Raw genomic sequence first — 12,599 nt, 5'->3', positions numbered from 1 at the left:
TTCCTTTGGATGGGTTGGGTTGAGGATGATGTCGAGGATCTCGGCCTCGAGCGCACTAGCCTGGCGCGCAGCGTCGCTGCCGAGGCTGCGCGGTCGCGGCAGCGGCACCTTGATTTCGCGCACGATGCGGGCCGGGCGCGCCGACAGCACATAGATGCGGTCGGACAGGAACACGGCTTCGCGCACATCATGGGTGATCAGAAGCGCCGTCCAGCGGTGATCCCGCCACATCCGCTCAAGCCAGCGCTGCATCGCGGTGCGCGTGAGCGCGTAGAGCGCGCCGAACGGTTCGTCGAGCAAAAGCATGTCGCGCTCCTGCACCACCGTGCGCAGCAGGGCCGTACGCTGGCGCATGCCGCCGGACAGTTAGCAGGAAAATGCCGCTCGAAGCCAGCAAGCCCGAACTCGGCAAACAGCGGCGCAACACGTGCCCGCGCCGCCTTGCGCCCGATGCCCTGCACTTCGAGCCCCAGCGTCGTGTTGTCGAGGATGCGTCGCCACGGCATCAGCGCGTCGCGTTGCGGCATGAAGGCGAAATGCCTGCCGTGGTCATCGAGGGGAGCGCCGTCGAACAACATCTCGCCCTCGCCGTGCTCGGCGCCGGTCAGAAGCTGGAACAGCGTCGACTTGCCGGCACCCGAGGGCCCAAGCACAGAGACGAACTCACCAGCGCCGACACTCAGCGATATATCGGCCAGCACGTCGAGCCCACCGAACGCCTTGCGCACATGCCGCAGTTCGAGCCGGCTCATCGCCGCTTCCCTGCGGTTTGCTTGCCCTCCCAAGGCATGGCAAGGCGCTGCAACAGTACAGTCAAGCCGAACAGGACAAGTGTAAGCGCTGCGCTGACGCCGACAGCGGCCAGCACCAGGTCGGGGCGGAAATTGTTCTTGGCGTTGAGCATATAGATGCCTAAGCCCTTCGCCGCACCCGCATATTCGGCGAAGATAGCGCCGACCACGGCATAGGTGATGGAGATCCTCAAGCCAGCAAAGAAGTAAGGCAGCGCCGAAGGCAGCCGTGCCAGCACGAAGACGCGCCAGCGCCCTGCCCCCATGGCGCGCAGCATCTGGCCGATCTCGGCCTCGGTCGACTCGTAACCCTCGACCAATGCCACCAGCATCGGAAAGAAGGTGACCAGCGCCACCAGCATGATCTTGGGCGCCAGTCCGAAGCCGAACCACAGCACCACCAGCGGCGCGATCGCCACCAGCGGCAATGTCTGGCTGACGATGAAGACGGGAAACAGCGCGCGGCGCAGCGGCTGGAAAAAGTCGACCAGTATCGATAGCGCAAAGGCGACGCTGAGCGAACAGGCAAAGCCAAGCAGCGTGGCGCGGATGGTCGGAATGGCGTTGTCGACCAACGCCTCGCGATTGAGCATCGCTTGCGCGAGGACGCGTGACGGCGCCGGCAGTGTCGTCGGCTTGATGCCGGAATAGGTGGCATAAAGCTCCCAGGCCAGCAGGAGCAGTCCGACCGACATCGTCACCGGTACCGCCTTGATAAGAAGGCTCGCGATCGGGCGCGAAGAAACTGGGGATGGGACCAGGCAGGTAACCTTTGACGGCCGCGCATAGGCGGCGGCTGTTTCAGACGGCCGACGGGCTGTTGGCTGAAACCGTGACGTCAAGGGTTACGTGGCCGGCACCGGGTCCGAAGCGGCAGAATGCCGCGTCAAGCGCCGAAAAGATCGGGCCCGCATCACCGCGCAATTTCGTACAGAAATGCTTGGAGCGCTCATAGACGCCCGACTGCTTGAGAAAATCGATGCAGCCGTAGATCTCGTCCATATGGTCGTCGGTGCCCATCACATAGAGCGAGAACTGCGCTGCCGCCGGCTGGCCAGTCGAAGCCGCGCCGCGCACCGCCGCGATGGCCGCATCCCTGCGCGGGCCGAGTGGCCCGACAGGTCCGCCAAGAGCATCGGAGCGGCAGATCGGATCGTCCGGCTCGCCCGGGCAGCCGCGTGAGATGGTGGCTGACAGCACGCAATGTTTACCGCTGCGCGCCGCCGCCACGAAGAGGTCGCGCATGGCTGGAAACAGCACCTCGGGTGGCCCAACCAGCAGGGTCGAGATGTCGTCGGTCTCGATCCGGAGCTTGTCGCGATAGGGACCGAGCGCGCCCAGCGCGCCAAGGATGACGCCGACGAAATCGTCGGCCATGGGATATAGGGAAATCTGTGCGCCTGAAAACATGGCCCGCCTCGCTCCGCTGGTATTACCCAGATCAGCTTTTAGGGTCTGTGGGCTTGCCGCCCCCGTCTCAGCCCCGACCGTACGGAGCACCCCTGTGGATGCGCGGGTTAAAGCACCAATCAAACCGAAGTGAAAGCCATTTTTCAGCGCGCTGCACCAAAAAGCATTGCGCCAGGCGTGGTTCCTGAGTCGAAGCCGCCGATGTTTCTGGAGCGAAATTTTATCGGGAACCTTCGCTGCCGCGACCGGTTGTTCCCATAGTCGCAAATGCGATCACCTTCGTAGAAACAAGCGACGAGTTCACAGAAATGGAGACAAACCATGTTCATGAAAATCCTCGCAGCTTCGGCTCTCACGATTGGTCTGGCCATGTCAGCCATGGCGCAAAGTGCCGGTAGCAATAACGCAAGTGGCGATGGCGCCGGCAGCGGGAAGTCGGTGACTGTGGAGCCGAACACCCCGGCTTCGCCGAATACGGTCAGGCCCGGTACTGTCGACCTCGGCATAACCAACAGCACGACCGGCATGCCCGGCGACATGAATTCGAACGCAGATCGAAATTGCCCGGCCGGCCCGCAGGGCGCGCAGCCTGACGCCACCCACACCTCGCCGGGCACCTCTGTGCCGACGGTCAATGACAACCACTGCGGTAAGTAGGCCATTGCTGGCAACCGAAGAAGCCGCGAGCGCATGCTCCGCGGCTTCTTTTGGCGTCCGCGGAACCGGGCACTCCGCCAAGTTGGCATTATCGGCCTGTTCAAGGCAGGCGTGCGGCGCACCGTCACCGCGGGCGGCTATTGCCATATTGCCGCCGGAGACGACCAGAGGACCGTTGACCGCAACCCATTGGCCATCCCTGGCGGCTGCACCAAGGCGACAAGGCGCACCGACCGCGAGCCCTGTGGTGGCAATGCATGGCACAGTCGCCGGTTGTGAAGTCTACGAAACAGCCTTTTCGCGAACCGGCAGCTTCCAGCCCGGCCTGACGAAGTGGCAGGTGTAGCCGTTGGGATATTTCTCCAGATAGTCCTGATGCTCAGGCTCGGCTTCCCAGAAGTGACCGACCGGCGCCACTTCGGTGACGACCTTGCCCGGCCACAGACCCGAGGCATCGACATCGGCGATAGTGTCCTCGGCGACGCGCTTCTGTTCGTCGCTGGTGTAATAGATCGCCGAGCGGTAACTCAGCCCGACATCGTTGCCCTGCCGGTTGCGGGTCGTCGGATCATGGATCTGGAAAAAGCGCTCCAGCAGCGTGCGATAGCTGATGATGGCCGGATCGAAATTGATCTCGATGGCTTCGGCGTGGGTGCCGTGGTTGCGATAGGTGGCATTGGGCACGTCGCCGCCGCTATAGCCGACACGGGTGGAGATGACGCCGGGATAGCGCCGTATCAGATCCTGCATGCCCCAGAAGCAGCCACCGGCAAGAACTGCACGTTCGGTCGAAGTCGCCATATCACGTCTCCTCAAAAGCAATTCCAGGAAAAGCGTGTAGCGATTTTCCGTCTGGAATTGCGCAAAATCAAGTTGGATCTCCCATAAATGGGCATTGTCTCTTGCTCCGTCCAGCGGACCGCCGACCTGCTTCAGTTGCTCGTTTGGCCGAGGCTGTCGATCGCATTCGGCAACTGTGGCGCGCCGGGCGGAATGGCGGCAAAGCTGACCACCACCGGCGGCGCCCTGAGCGACCAGTCGAAAAGAACGGTTTTGACCGGGACGTTGCCCACCCACGCCTGCAGTCGAGGTGGCACGTCGCGCCCAGGCCAGACCAGCAGTATGCCGTGGTCGCGCAGCCGCTCCTTGGTGATCCAGGGGGCATACTGCAAGTTCAGGTCGGTGAAGATCGACGGCTTGTCATAGGCGTTGAGGCCCGCCAGCAACGCGATAAGGGGATGGCCGCCGACGATGTCGAGCCGACCGGGCGCGGCCGCGTGCCAGACGACCTCGGCCTCATCCGATATCTTCTGTGCCGGCCAGCAGACGGCATCCATGCGTCCACGCAAATTGCATTTCGTCCAGCGGATCCCCGCATAAGCACCAGATATGCCGATGATGCAGACGAACGCGCAGATCGCCAGCTTTCGCATCTCGACGGTGCCGAGGCGGTGGCCCAGCAAGGCAAGCGCCACAACGCCAGCAAGATTGTACATCGGCGCGCCCCAGGCCTCGCCTGCACCTGTGAACAGGGACGCCACCATGACGAGGAGCGCCGGGCCAAGCCCCATCCATAAGAGATAGACGAGGATACCGCGCCCAACGGGCTCTTGCGGCGCCGCCGAGCGCCGCAGCAGCCCTGATATCGCCAGCACCAGAACAAAGCCGCAGAGCCCGGCCATCTGGACGCCGATATAGTAGAAGCGCGAGCGATGGGCCAGCACCCACTGATCGCGCCAGGCGGCATAGGTCAGCGGCAGGAAATCGACGCGGTTGAGTTCGACGGCCAGCGGCGCGGCGACAGCGACGAAAACCACAAGGCCAAGCCATGGCCAAGGCGTGGCGAGCCGACTGCGTGCCCGCGGGTCGGACAACAGCCAAATCGCGCCGAACAGCAACAGCAGGGCGGTGGAAAACTTGGCGTAGAGCCCGGCGCCCGATACGAGTCCGAGCGCAAGCCACCAGCCCGGCCCACCACCACGCCCTGCACGCCACAACAGCCAGCAGATAGCGGCCCAGAAGGGCATCTGCGCGTAGTCATGATTGAACTGCGGGGTCGGCCAGCCGAAGAAATAGAGAGACGGCATCAAAAGCACGGCAGCCAGCGCACGCTTCTGCCCTATCAGGTCACGGGCCAGCAGATAGACCAGGACGAAAGTCGCCGAGATCGTTAGCTGGGCCAGGAAATATTGCGGCCAGCGGAACGATCCGGTCAGAAGATGGCTGGTCTCGAGCAGCCATGCGGGAAGCTGTGGATGCTTGTAGCTCAACAGCACCCATTCGCGGCCCCACATGAAGCCTTCGACGACATCGTTGGGCGGTGAGACGTTGACAAGTGCGGGCGCCACCGTCCAGCAGAATATCTGCATCAGGCACAAAATTGCCAGCAAATACAAGGGATTACGGATTAGACTGGACAAAACCGATGGGGAATCGACGCCGGCGGCAACCAATCCCGCCGGCACCCAGTCGTCCATGGATCCATCTATCCCCGCCATGCGGCGCTTAGATCACATAGTCCGGTTTGACGAACAGCCCAAACGTCGAAGCTTACAAAAAAGTATAGCTATGTGCCATTGCAGCACCATTATCGAGCAGGAGTATCGGCGCTCCTCTCTCCAGCCACGATAGCACTGCACGGCTGACCTAGCCTGAAAAATCCGGATCCCAATGCGCCACCACCACGCCGTCATCCACTACCGTGCGCTCGACTTCTGGATGGCGCGCGCGGCCGTTCTGGTTATCATCTGCCTGCAGCTTCTGGTCATCAACAACCTCTCATTTGGGCCGCGCTGGCTGGCGCCGGTGCTGGAGGCCGCCCTGCTGCTGCCCTTGTCGGTGGCCACGGCCTGGACACAGGCCGCCACCCGAAAGGCGATCGATGATCACGAGTGGCACGCGATCGGCCAGTTTCGCATCATGATCCGCAGAACCGCGCTGGCCATGACCGCCATCATCAGCCTCATGAATTGCGGTTCGCTGTTCTTGCTGGTGCGTGCCTTGCTGGAGGGCCATGCCGGCAACAGCGGCACGACGCTGCTGATCGATGCGCTCAACATATGGGTCACCAACGTCATCGTCTTTGCCTTGTGGTTCTGGAGCACCGATCGCGGTGGACCGCCGACCTGCGGGCTCGTCAAGCTCGCGCAGGCCGACTTCCTGTTCGCACAGATGACGCTGAACGACCGTGACCTTCGCGATTGGCTGCCCGGCTTCGTCGACTATTTCTTCCTTGCCTTCACCAATGCGACAGCGTTTTCGCCCACCGATACGTTGCCACTCTCCCAGCGCGCCAAGCTGTTGATGATGGCGGAATCCATGATCTCGCTGCTGACCATCGCGCTGGTCGCGGCACGCGCGGTCAACATCCTGGCTTGAGGCTTGCCAATCCGAGTCGCCGCTGCATCGGGCCGAAACGCAAAAAGGCCCGCCCCGGCGCGAGCCGAGGCGGGCAAAAATGGCAGTCGTGGAATGAGGACTATACCGCGTCTGGCGGCTCTTTCTGCGCGGCTCTATGCCGAAAGTGTCTCGGGCATGCTGTCAAGCAGATGCCAACAGACAACGCCGACCGGAGCCGGCAGCTACTCATCTGACGGCGGCTTGAATCGCCTCGCGACAAACTCGAACAGGACGTCCGAGATCCACATGGCGCAGACGCCGATCAGGAAGGCCGCTGCCAGTGTGGTGGTGTCGTCGACGGGATCCGGCATCGGCAGGCCGGTGATCCTGGCGTAGGACACCGCCGGCAGCGTCAGATATGCCGCCGCCAAGGCGCCACAGATTGGCGACGCTATCATTTCGCGCAATTTGTAGCGATGCCGCGAGAGCGCGCGCAGAACGCCGCCGGCAAGGCCAGCCGCCACGACCGGTCCCTTGATGCCAAGCAGGTCGAAAATTTCGTGCATCACGGCCTCCATCGACAGAGCTTCTGACCCTTTTCGTTATGAGCCAGGATCGCCGCTGCCGACGCGTCGGATAGGGTCGCCACCTCTGCCTGTGTCGGCCGGATGGGATGCTCGGCCGCGCAGAATGACCCGCCCGATGTGGTGCAGCCGGCCAGCGTGAGGGAAAGCGCTAGGATTTTGACCATTTGCCCAGCCTCCTCCGGTTGTCGTCCGGCGTCCGGCCGGCAACGGCATCATCGATCTTCTGGGCTTCGGAGCGAGCCGCGGCGTCGGCGGCATCTTGCCTGGCCTTCTGGTTGGCCTTGCCCTTGGCGTAGGCAGTCCACAGGCCCGCGAGCGCGGCACCCGTTGCAAGGAGATATGGCCAGACCTGGCCAAGCAGTGCGAGCGTTCCCATCTCATGTCTCCTTGGCCGGCGGCACGATCATGCCGCGCGGACCGTCACGCACCGCGTTGATGATTATCTTGGCAAGGGCGATAGTGCCGCTGATCTGAAGCGCGGCGCGGTCGCTCACCCCGAACATCGTCCAGTCGAAGCCGGCAAGGGCGCCGCCGCAGATGATGGCGATCAGCGTGTTGAGGAGATTGTGTAGGGCGTTGGTGTTGAACCATGTCATCAAAAGAGGCTCCCGAAAAGAATGGTGAGGTGATGCCGGAACGCCGCCAGCGCTGCGGCCACGAGTACGAGAATGCCGGCCGCTGCAGCCGTCTTGCCGCCGGATGGCGGTGCCAGAGGCACGGGCTGGACCGTCTGCGCCTCGGTAGCGATGGCATCGGCTTTGGACGGTTGCGGGACAGACGCCGGCGCGGCCACCGCGGGATGTTGCGCCGACATCAGCAAGGCCTGGACCCGCACCGACCTCACCCGATCGGACCAGCCGCGCCCGAACGTTGCCCATATCGGCAGCCGTTTGAGAAACGCCAGCCGCGCATCGCAGAGCGCATCGATGATGACGCCGGCCGGTTTTGCCTTGACTGCTGCGAGGGTCACCGGTCCGATCCGGCCGTCCTGGGCAACGCCCACCGCCGCCTGCAGGTATTTCGCCGCCCGGCCAGGCCCGCTGTTCACCGCGAAATCTAACACCGCAAAGTCGACGCCATCGGGCAGTTCGGAGCCGAGCACGGCGTCCCAGTAGAAACGGCGGTAGATCGTGGCAACCTGCGCGTCGCCGATGCTGCGGAGGTCCGCCTTCGTCGCGTCGGCCTTCACGTAGCGGCGGAAATTGGCGAGCGTCACCCCCTTCATGGTGGCGCCACCTGGATCGGCTGGATTGTCCGACCAGAGCCCTTCAGATTTCAGAACGAGCGCAAGCGCCCGCGCGAAGTTGCGGTCCATGGTTATGTTTCCTTTCGGATCGGTTTTGCTAGGCTGGGAGGATGGACACGATGGTTCAATCTGCTCGCGACATGTCCCGGCGAGCGATGGGCTGGAGCATCACGGATTTGATTGGCGCAGCCATGCCGGTGGGCAGGGCCATGGTGTTCTTGCTCAGCACAGATCTTGTGGAGAGAGGGCAAGATGACGGACAACGTCGAGGTGCGATCACCGACACCTGCGATCGGCCGAACGCAATCCACTGGGTTCCTGGCTCAGTGCGGCAACAATATCATTCGCGCTTGTTGTTCTCGCGCTACGCGCCTCGGCCACAGCTATCTACTCAAGGCCGACGGACCGGCTTTTCGCAGCCTGGTTCATCGCTTTGGGAACGATTTCTGCCGCCGTTTCGATCGGGCGGGCGGCAGTTTACGCGGTCTCAAATGCGAACTTCGCTGGATGGTTCTTTTGAGTCGGGTTCCTCGTGCTCCCGATTTCGGTGGCACTTTGTGCCTCAACAACGTGGCCGCTCGCTTGGTACTTCTGGTCGGCAATGACGATCCGCACGCATCGAGCACGACAGTTTAGGGGGCTGCCTCTGAGAACGGGCGCAGGTGCCCGCGAGTTGCTATCTACGGTGACGGTTGCTTGAAGATTGAGCGATATTTCCCGGGCGGACAATAAGATTTCACGGTCGAGGGGATGCGATCCAGAAAGCAGCCCACGGCACCTCAGTCGATGCGCAGAATATGAGTTAAGCGCCTAGCCAACGCCTAGTCGAATGATTTTCACTGATATGCCGAAGAACGGCGTGGCGCGGTTATACGAGCATATAGCGTCACGAGCACCACCGGGAGCAAAAGCATCGGCATCATGGCGACTCGGTTGTAATAAGGTAGTCCGCTCGCCAACATGTATATAACCGTCATGAGGACACAATACTTTCCAAGGCGCTCGTCCGACTTCTTTGCCGCCATATTAATCAATAAGATACTGGCGATGCATTGGACCAACGAATAGGAAAAAAACAAGGCCTTGAATCCTATTCCGTAGCTCATAAACATGTCGGAGGAGTACTGAGTGTATAGGCCAGCCTGCGCCAGAATCGGGGTAACTATTATATTAGAAATGATAGTAGTAGAATTTGTAACATAAGCAGCGAAAATCAGGGCGATTGCTGAAAATACAAATTTTCCTGAACGTGGAACAATGTCCGCCAAGACATAGATCGCAACGAATAGAGCAGCGCTATAGTGGCTACCGATCGCCAAAGCGGCAAAGAGGATGGCTCGGTATTTCTTCCCGTCGTTAATCGCGAGAAAGAACGCGAGAATGAAGATAAGCGAAAATCCTTGACGCAACGTGTTTTGACCCAATTGCTCAAACCATGGCAGCATGATCAGCCCGACAGCCGATATCGCTCCAAGGATTACGCTATCGCTTTGTCTGACCGAGTAGAGATAGTAGACTGAGACCATAACCATGCTGTTGGCTAGCATGCTGTCAGAGATCGAAAACCCCAGGTTGGCGTAAAGCCAATGCATGGCGATGAACACAGGCTCATGCGCCACTGCCGTCATATAAACCAGGAATGTTGCCCTGGTCGCATAGGCGAAATCTCTTGAGTAGGCGACGATATCACCTTCCAAGGCATACGAGGCATAATTCGCATAGTCGGTTCGAGAAACTGCGAAGAAGAGTACCGGGGCTAGAAAGAGCAACTTTGGGAGCCCGAAGTGGCGAAGGGGTCGCATTCGAATGCCTTTTTGATTCTTGGCGACACGTGCAATAAACACCTTCATTATTGTCAAGTGAAACGCAAGATGCTTACGCCATCCAAATAACGCTGCCGGCTAGCGCTACGTGAGCTTGCCAGACATTGTCCTAGGGGGTGATCGCGAATCACACCGCCCGCTGATCAACGTTAAAGCACACCTTCAGTCGTTCCCGACCGCAGGCTTCAAAACTCGATGAACTCAACCGTTACGCCAAGCCCTATCAGAGCCCTGCCTGCGCCGACTGAATTTGAGTTGACGAATATGACATCGCCCGGCTCCAGGTCAGCCCCGGCTGAGTTGGCAGCAACAACGCCGTCGCGCATGACGAGCGCCGTCAACCCTATTGCGCTGGTATCAATGGTCGACACGTTTGCCGAAGCACCTGCCCGAAGGCGTCGCAAGATCAGATTCCGGTAATTGGCCGCATCGGCCATGGCATCGGCAGTCGCTTGGTAGCTGGCCCGAACAATCCGGCCACGGCGACGCGCTACGAACACGCTCTTGTTTATCAACCCCGTTGCAGCATAGTCACCGAATTGAGCGGCGATGCTTTCGCCGAATATGTACCTCTGCACGTCACCTTGGAGGGTGACCATCCCCTTGACGTGATTGTTTTTCCCCCACGTAAGAGAATACGGAAAAAGCAGATATTCCCACGTCACCGCGCCACCAAATGGCCGCCAAACTACAGTACCATCGGCGATCCGATGATCCGTCCCAGCCGGACCACCTGCAACAGCCGAAATGCCTGCCGTCACACAGATGAAATACGCGCCACCGTTCGATCGTACTGAATCCGCACTGTAAACGGTCGACGGCGCCCACATCGCAATCGATGCCGAGCCGTCATCTGTGACAGAAAGTGCCGTTCCGGTTGGCCCGCCATTGCTGGCCGATTTCCCCTCGGCTGTTGCGCGATAGAAATTCCCGCCGTTGGTCACAATAGCGTTGCGCTTGTAGATCGTGTCACCAGTCCAAGCCGCTATGGCGGTGCTGTCGCCGTTCAACACAACATTGCCGCCGATATCGCACTCGTCGACGGAAGCGCGTCCGGCACGAGTGGCAAGCCCCGTGATTGTTAGATCCGTAAATGCACCACCAAGCGTGTTGTTTCCCCGCGTGATCAGTCGCCTAACTTTTGCCTGTGAAGGTGTCGAAATATTCAGGCCGCCTTTATCAGATGCCTCGATGCGCAGTCCGTCGATATCCACGTCGAGATCAGACCATGCGATCTGATCGGCATTCGACGCGGCTGAAATGCAGTTCACGGCATGGTTGAAGCCACACTGTGCCCGGCGGGAGGTGATGTCCTTGAGCTTCAGGTTGACCGCCTCGCGAATGTCGAAGTAGCCGTGATCGTCGAGCATAATGTTTTGCAGGGTAATGTCCTGCACCGGGGCCGCACCGGCGTGATTTCCTGCCGACCAATCCCAACCGATGTAAAAAGCCGGAGTGGCCGCTGAGCCGACTGCGGAACCCGAGATGTTTGACAGAAGGATGCGCTTTCCGACCTGGAAATTCCTGACAATCGTGCCTGCGACATATTCCGCAAACGTATCGGGCGTCGTCGTCTTATAGTTTATTGTGACGATATTTCCGGTGTTGTTGACTGAAAAATCACCGATCGAAGCGTCGAGTTGGTCGTTGACGTCGATACACTGGTTCACGCGCGCGGTCGACTTGAACGCTCCATTGCGGATGACAACACGTTGGCTGGCGCCGTCGAGATCGATCGCTTCCGAGAAGTCTTCGAAAAGGAAATTCGTCATCACGAAGCCATCGACATAGCGAACATTGAAGCCGCCCGTAATCTTCTGGTGACGATGTCCGTCAACCTGCACATTCTTGCTGTTCTGGATATGGGCGTAGTAGCCACGCCGGTTGCCGCTGGAACTGCCCTTAGTATCCAGAAACCTCAGTCCGTCGACGCCGACCGCATATACAAAGCGTTGGTTGCTGTTCGTTGGATCAGAATTATTTTCAGGGTCGAAGGTAATACTGTCAAACGTGATGTTCTTCCGGGTGCCGACAATCATGTTCTTGTCGGTCGAGAAGACCGGCTGGACATCCGCCGCGATAGCGCTGGCTCGGCTCACACCGTGCAATACCGCCTCATGGCCATTGAAGGTGACATTGTCCGCAGTTAGAGCGACCGCACGATAGACGTTCACGGTGGAGAAATTGCCGAAGGTGAAAGGCGAGACTGAACTTGGCACCATCTTGTAGGAACCGGCTGGCAATCTGACCCCGCCCAGCGCCAGGTCGTGTGACGCTTGCACCGACGGCGCATCGTCATTGGAGTTATTCTTGCGAGCGCCTTTCTGTGATGCAATCGGCGTGTCTGCCAGCCCATACCCCGCCTTCGTCACGCCGTCGCTCAAGGTGATCACCAGATCCCCTGCCGAGGTCCCGTTCTTGCGGTAGACGGCGCCGCTGCCCGCCACTTGGTGGCTGTCGTAGAACGCAGTGCGGATGTAGGTCGGGGCGATCGGCGGGGAAAACGCCTGGGCGGCGGCGAGCGTGGCGAATTGGGGATCAATTACCGTGGTCATCGCTTCGGCCGCGAGATTGGCCGCTGCTTGGGCCTGGTCGATGATGTCTTGCGCGGCTTCCCGAATATCCCCGACCGTGTCGTCGGACTGGTAGAACGACAGGACAATGTCGTCGGTACCGATCACGGGGTTCAGCGTCTGGAAGGCAAAGCTGCACTCACCCGTCAACGGAATTCTGAGAAAAAATTCCT

13 protein-coding genes, 1 pseudogene and 1 riboswitch are annotated in these 12,599 nt (G+C 60.3%); of the genes and pseudogenes, 3 read left to right on the top strand and 11 right to left on the bottom strand.

Annotated features, from left to right (window positions below):
• Nucleotides 1-15: 15 nt before the first annotated feature.
• The 3 genes and pseudogenes from NKJ90_RS11060 to NKJ90_RS11050 form a co-directional block, all read right to left on the bottom strand.
• Nucleotides 16-752, bottom strand: a pseudogene (locus NKJ90_RS11060) (ABC transporter ATP-binding protein); the annotation flags it as partial.
• Nucleotides 749-1,486 carry an ABC transporter permease gene (locus tag NKJ90_RS11055; protein ID WP_084025551.1) on the bottom strand — a complete coding sequence of 246 codons (738 nt, stop codon included), beginning with the start codon at nucleotides 1,484-1,486 and terminating at the stop codon, nucleotides 749-751. The pseudogene NKJ90_RS11060 and the gene NKJ90_RS11055, both read right to left, overlap by 4 nt.
• Before the next feature lie 106 nt (nucleotides 1,487-1,592).
• Entirely contained in the window at nucleotides 1,593-2,201 is a 609-nt protein-coding gene (locus tag NKJ90_RS11050; RefSeq protein ID WP_023761016.1) for a YkoF family thiamine/hydroxymethylpyrimidine-binding protein, read from the bottom strand.
• Nucleotides 2,192-2,305, bottom strand: a riboswitch (TPP riboswitch). It overlaps the preceding gene by 10 nt.
• 217 nt (nucleotides 2,306-2,522) lie before the next feature.
• On the opposite strand from NKJ90_RS11050, the gene NKJ90_RS11045 reads away from it, so the two are divergent.
• The gene (locus NKJ90_RS11045; RefSeq protein ID WP_023761017.1) at nucleotides 2,523-2,858 is read left to right on the top strand and encodes a hypothetical protein; all 336 of its coding nucleotides are present in this window, start codon (nucleotides 2,523-2,525) and stop codon (nucleotides 2,856-2,858) included.
• 282 nt (nucleotides 2,859-3,140) lie between these two features.
• Here the strand turns inward: NKJ90_RS11045 and msrA are convergent, their stop codons facing one another.
• Nucleotides 3,141-3,659, bottom strand: a complete 519-nt coding sequence (gene msrA / locus NKJ90_RS11040; RefSeq protein WP_023761019.1) for a peptide-methionine (S)-S-oxide reductase MsrA — start codon at nucleotides 3,657-3,659, stop codon at nucleotides 3,141-3,143.
• A gap of 131 nt (nucleotides 3,660-3,790) precedes the next feature.
• Complete coding sequence (locus NKJ90_RS11035; RefSeq protein WP_352486098.1) at nucleotides 3,791-5,227, bottom strand: glycosyltransferase family 39 protein; 1,437 nt, start codon at nucleotides 5,225-5,227, stop codon at nucleotides 3,791-3,793.
• A gap of 301 nt (nucleotides 5,228-5,528) precedes the next feature.
• On the opposite strand from NKJ90_RS11035, the gene NKJ90_RS11030 reads away from it, so the two are divergent.
• Nucleotides 5,529-6,236 (top strand): hypothetical protein, encoded by a 708-nt coding sequence (locus NKJ90_RS11030; protein ID WP_023761021.1) that lies wholly within the window; start codon nucleotides 5,529-5,531, stop codon nucleotides 6,234-6,236.
• Nucleotides 6,237-6,439: 203 nt separating this feature from the next.
• Here NKJ90_RS11030 and NKJ90_RS11025 read toward each other — a convergent pair whose 3' ends face one another.
• The 4 genes from NKJ90_RS11025 to NKJ90_RS11010 form a co-directional block, all read right to left on the bottom strand.
• Nucleotides 6,440-6,763 carry a hypothetical protein gene (locus tag NKJ90_RS11025; protein WP_023761022.1) on the bottom strand — a complete coding sequence of 108 codons (324 nt, stop codon included), beginning with the start codon at nucleotides 6,761-6,763 and terminating at the stop codon, nucleotides 6,440-6,442.
• A gap of 169 nt (nucleotides 6,764-6,932) precedes the next feature.
• Nucleotides 6,933-7,160 carry a hypothetical protein gene (locus NKJ90_RS11020; protein WP_023761023.1) on the bottom strand — a complete coding sequence of 76 codons (228 nt, stop codon included), beginning with the start codon at nucleotides 7,158-7,160 and terminating at the stop codon, nucleotides 6,933-6,935.
• A gap of 1 nt (nucleotide 7,161) precedes the next feature.
• On the bottom strand, nucleotides 7,162-7,380 hold the full coding sequence (locus tag NKJ90_RS11015; protein ID WP_023761024.1) for a hypothetical protein: 219 nt from the start codon (nucleotides 7,378-7,380) through the stop codon (nucleotides 7,162-7,164).
• Nucleotides 7,380-8,099: a glycoside hydrolase family 108 protein gene (locus tag NKJ90_RS11010; RefSeq protein ID WP_023761025.1), complete on the bottom strand. Its 720-nt coding sequence runs from the start codon at nucleotides 8,097-8,099 to the stop codon at nucleotides 7,380-7,382. The genes NKJ90_RS11015 and NKJ90_RS11010 overlap by 1 nt, the downstream gene beginning before the upstream one ends.
• A 183-nt stretch (nucleotides 8,100-8,282) precedes the next feature.
• Between NKJ90_RS11010 and NKJ90_RS11005 the strand changes: the two genes are divergently transcribed.
• The gene (locus NKJ90_RS11005) at nucleotides 8,283-8,666 is read left to right on the top strand and encodes a hypothetical protein (RefSeq protein ID WP_156938595.1); all 384 of its coding nucleotides are present in this window, start codon (nucleotides 8,283-8,285) and stop codon (nucleotides 8,664-8,666) included.
• 200 nt (nucleotides 8,667-8,866) lie between these two features.
• Here NKJ90_RS11005 and NKJ90_RS11000 read toward each other — a convergent pair whose 3' ends face one another.
• Together NKJ90_RS11000 and NKJ90_RS10995 are read right to left on the bottom strand one after the other, a co-directional pair.
• Nucleotides 8,867-9,880, bottom strand: coding sequence for an EpsG family protein (locus NKJ90_RS11000; RefSeq protein ID WP_023761026.1), 1,014 nt, complete (start codon nucleotides 9,878-9,880; stop codon nucleotides 8,867-8,869).
• A 158-nt stretch (nucleotides 9,881-10,038) separates the two neighbouring features.
• Nucleotides 10,039-12,534, bottom strand: a complete 2,496-nt coding sequence (locus NKJ90_RS10995) for a hypothetical protein (RefSeq protein ID WP_198032261.1) — start codon at nucleotides 12,532-12,534, stop codon at nucleotides 10,039-10,041.
• Nucleotides 12,535-12,599: the final 65 nt, after the last annotated feature.

It is taken from the genome of Mesorhizobium sp. M0051, assembly GCF_040323235.1.
Lineage (GTDB): Bacteria > Pseudomonadota > Alphaproteobacteria > Rhizobiales > Rhizobiaceae > Mesorhizobium.
Note: the sequence above shows the minus strand (reverse complement) of the source record. Positions and strands in the feature narration are given on the sequence as shown.

Excerpts from the sequence above, each read along its gene's own strand:
- NKJ90_RS11055 (WP_084025551.1), bottom strand. The coding sequence starts at position 1,486 with ATGTCGGTCGGACTGCTCCTGCTGGCCTGGGAGCTTTATGCCACCTAT.
- NKJ90_RS11050 (WP_023761016.1), bottom strand. The coding sequence starts at position 2,201 with ATGTTTTCAGGCGCACAGATTTCCCTATATCCCATGGCCGACGATTTC.
- NKJ90_RS11045 (WP_023761017.1), top strand. The coding sequence starts at position 2,523 with ATGTTCATGAAAATCCTCGCAGCTTCGGCTCTCACGATTGGTCTGGCC.
- msrA (WP_023761019.1), bottom strand. The coding sequence starts at position 3,659 with ATGGCGACTTCGACCGAACGTGCAGTTCTTGCCGGTGGCTGCTTCTGG.
- NKJ90_RS11035 (WP_352486098.1), bottom strand. The coding sequence starts at position 5,227 with ATGCAGATATTCTGCTGGACGGTGGCGCCCGCACTTGTCAACGTCTCA.
- NKJ90_RS11030 (WP_023761021.1), top strand. The coding sequence starts at position 5,529 with ATGCGCCACCACCACGCCGTCATCCACTACCGTGCGCTCGACTTCTGG.
- NKJ90_RS11025 (WP_023761022.1), bottom strand. The coding sequence starts at position 6,763 with ATGCACGAAATTTTCGACCTGCTTGGCATCAAGGGACCGGTCGTGGCG.
- NKJ90_RS11020 (WP_023761023.1), bottom strand. The coding sequence starts at position 7,160 with ATGGGAACGCTCGCACTGCTTGGCCAGGTCTGGCCATATCTCCTTGCA.
- NKJ90_RS11015 (WP_023761024.1), bottom strand. The coding sequence starts at position 7,380 with ATGACATGGTTCAACACCAACGCCCTACACAATCTCCTCAACACGCTG.
- NKJ90_RS11010 (WP_023761025.1), bottom strand. The coding sequence starts at position 8,099 with ATGGACCGCAACTTCGCGCGGGCGCTTGCGCTCGTTCTGAAATCTGAA.
- NKJ90_RS11005 (WP_156938595.1), top strand. The coding sequence starts at position 8,283 with ATGACGGACAACGTCGAGGTGCGATCACCGACACCTGCGATCGGCCGA.
- NKJ90_RS11000 (WP_023761026.1), bottom strand. The coding sequence starts at position 9,880 with ATGAAGGTGTTTATTGCACGTGTCGCCAAGAATCAAAAAGGCATTCGA.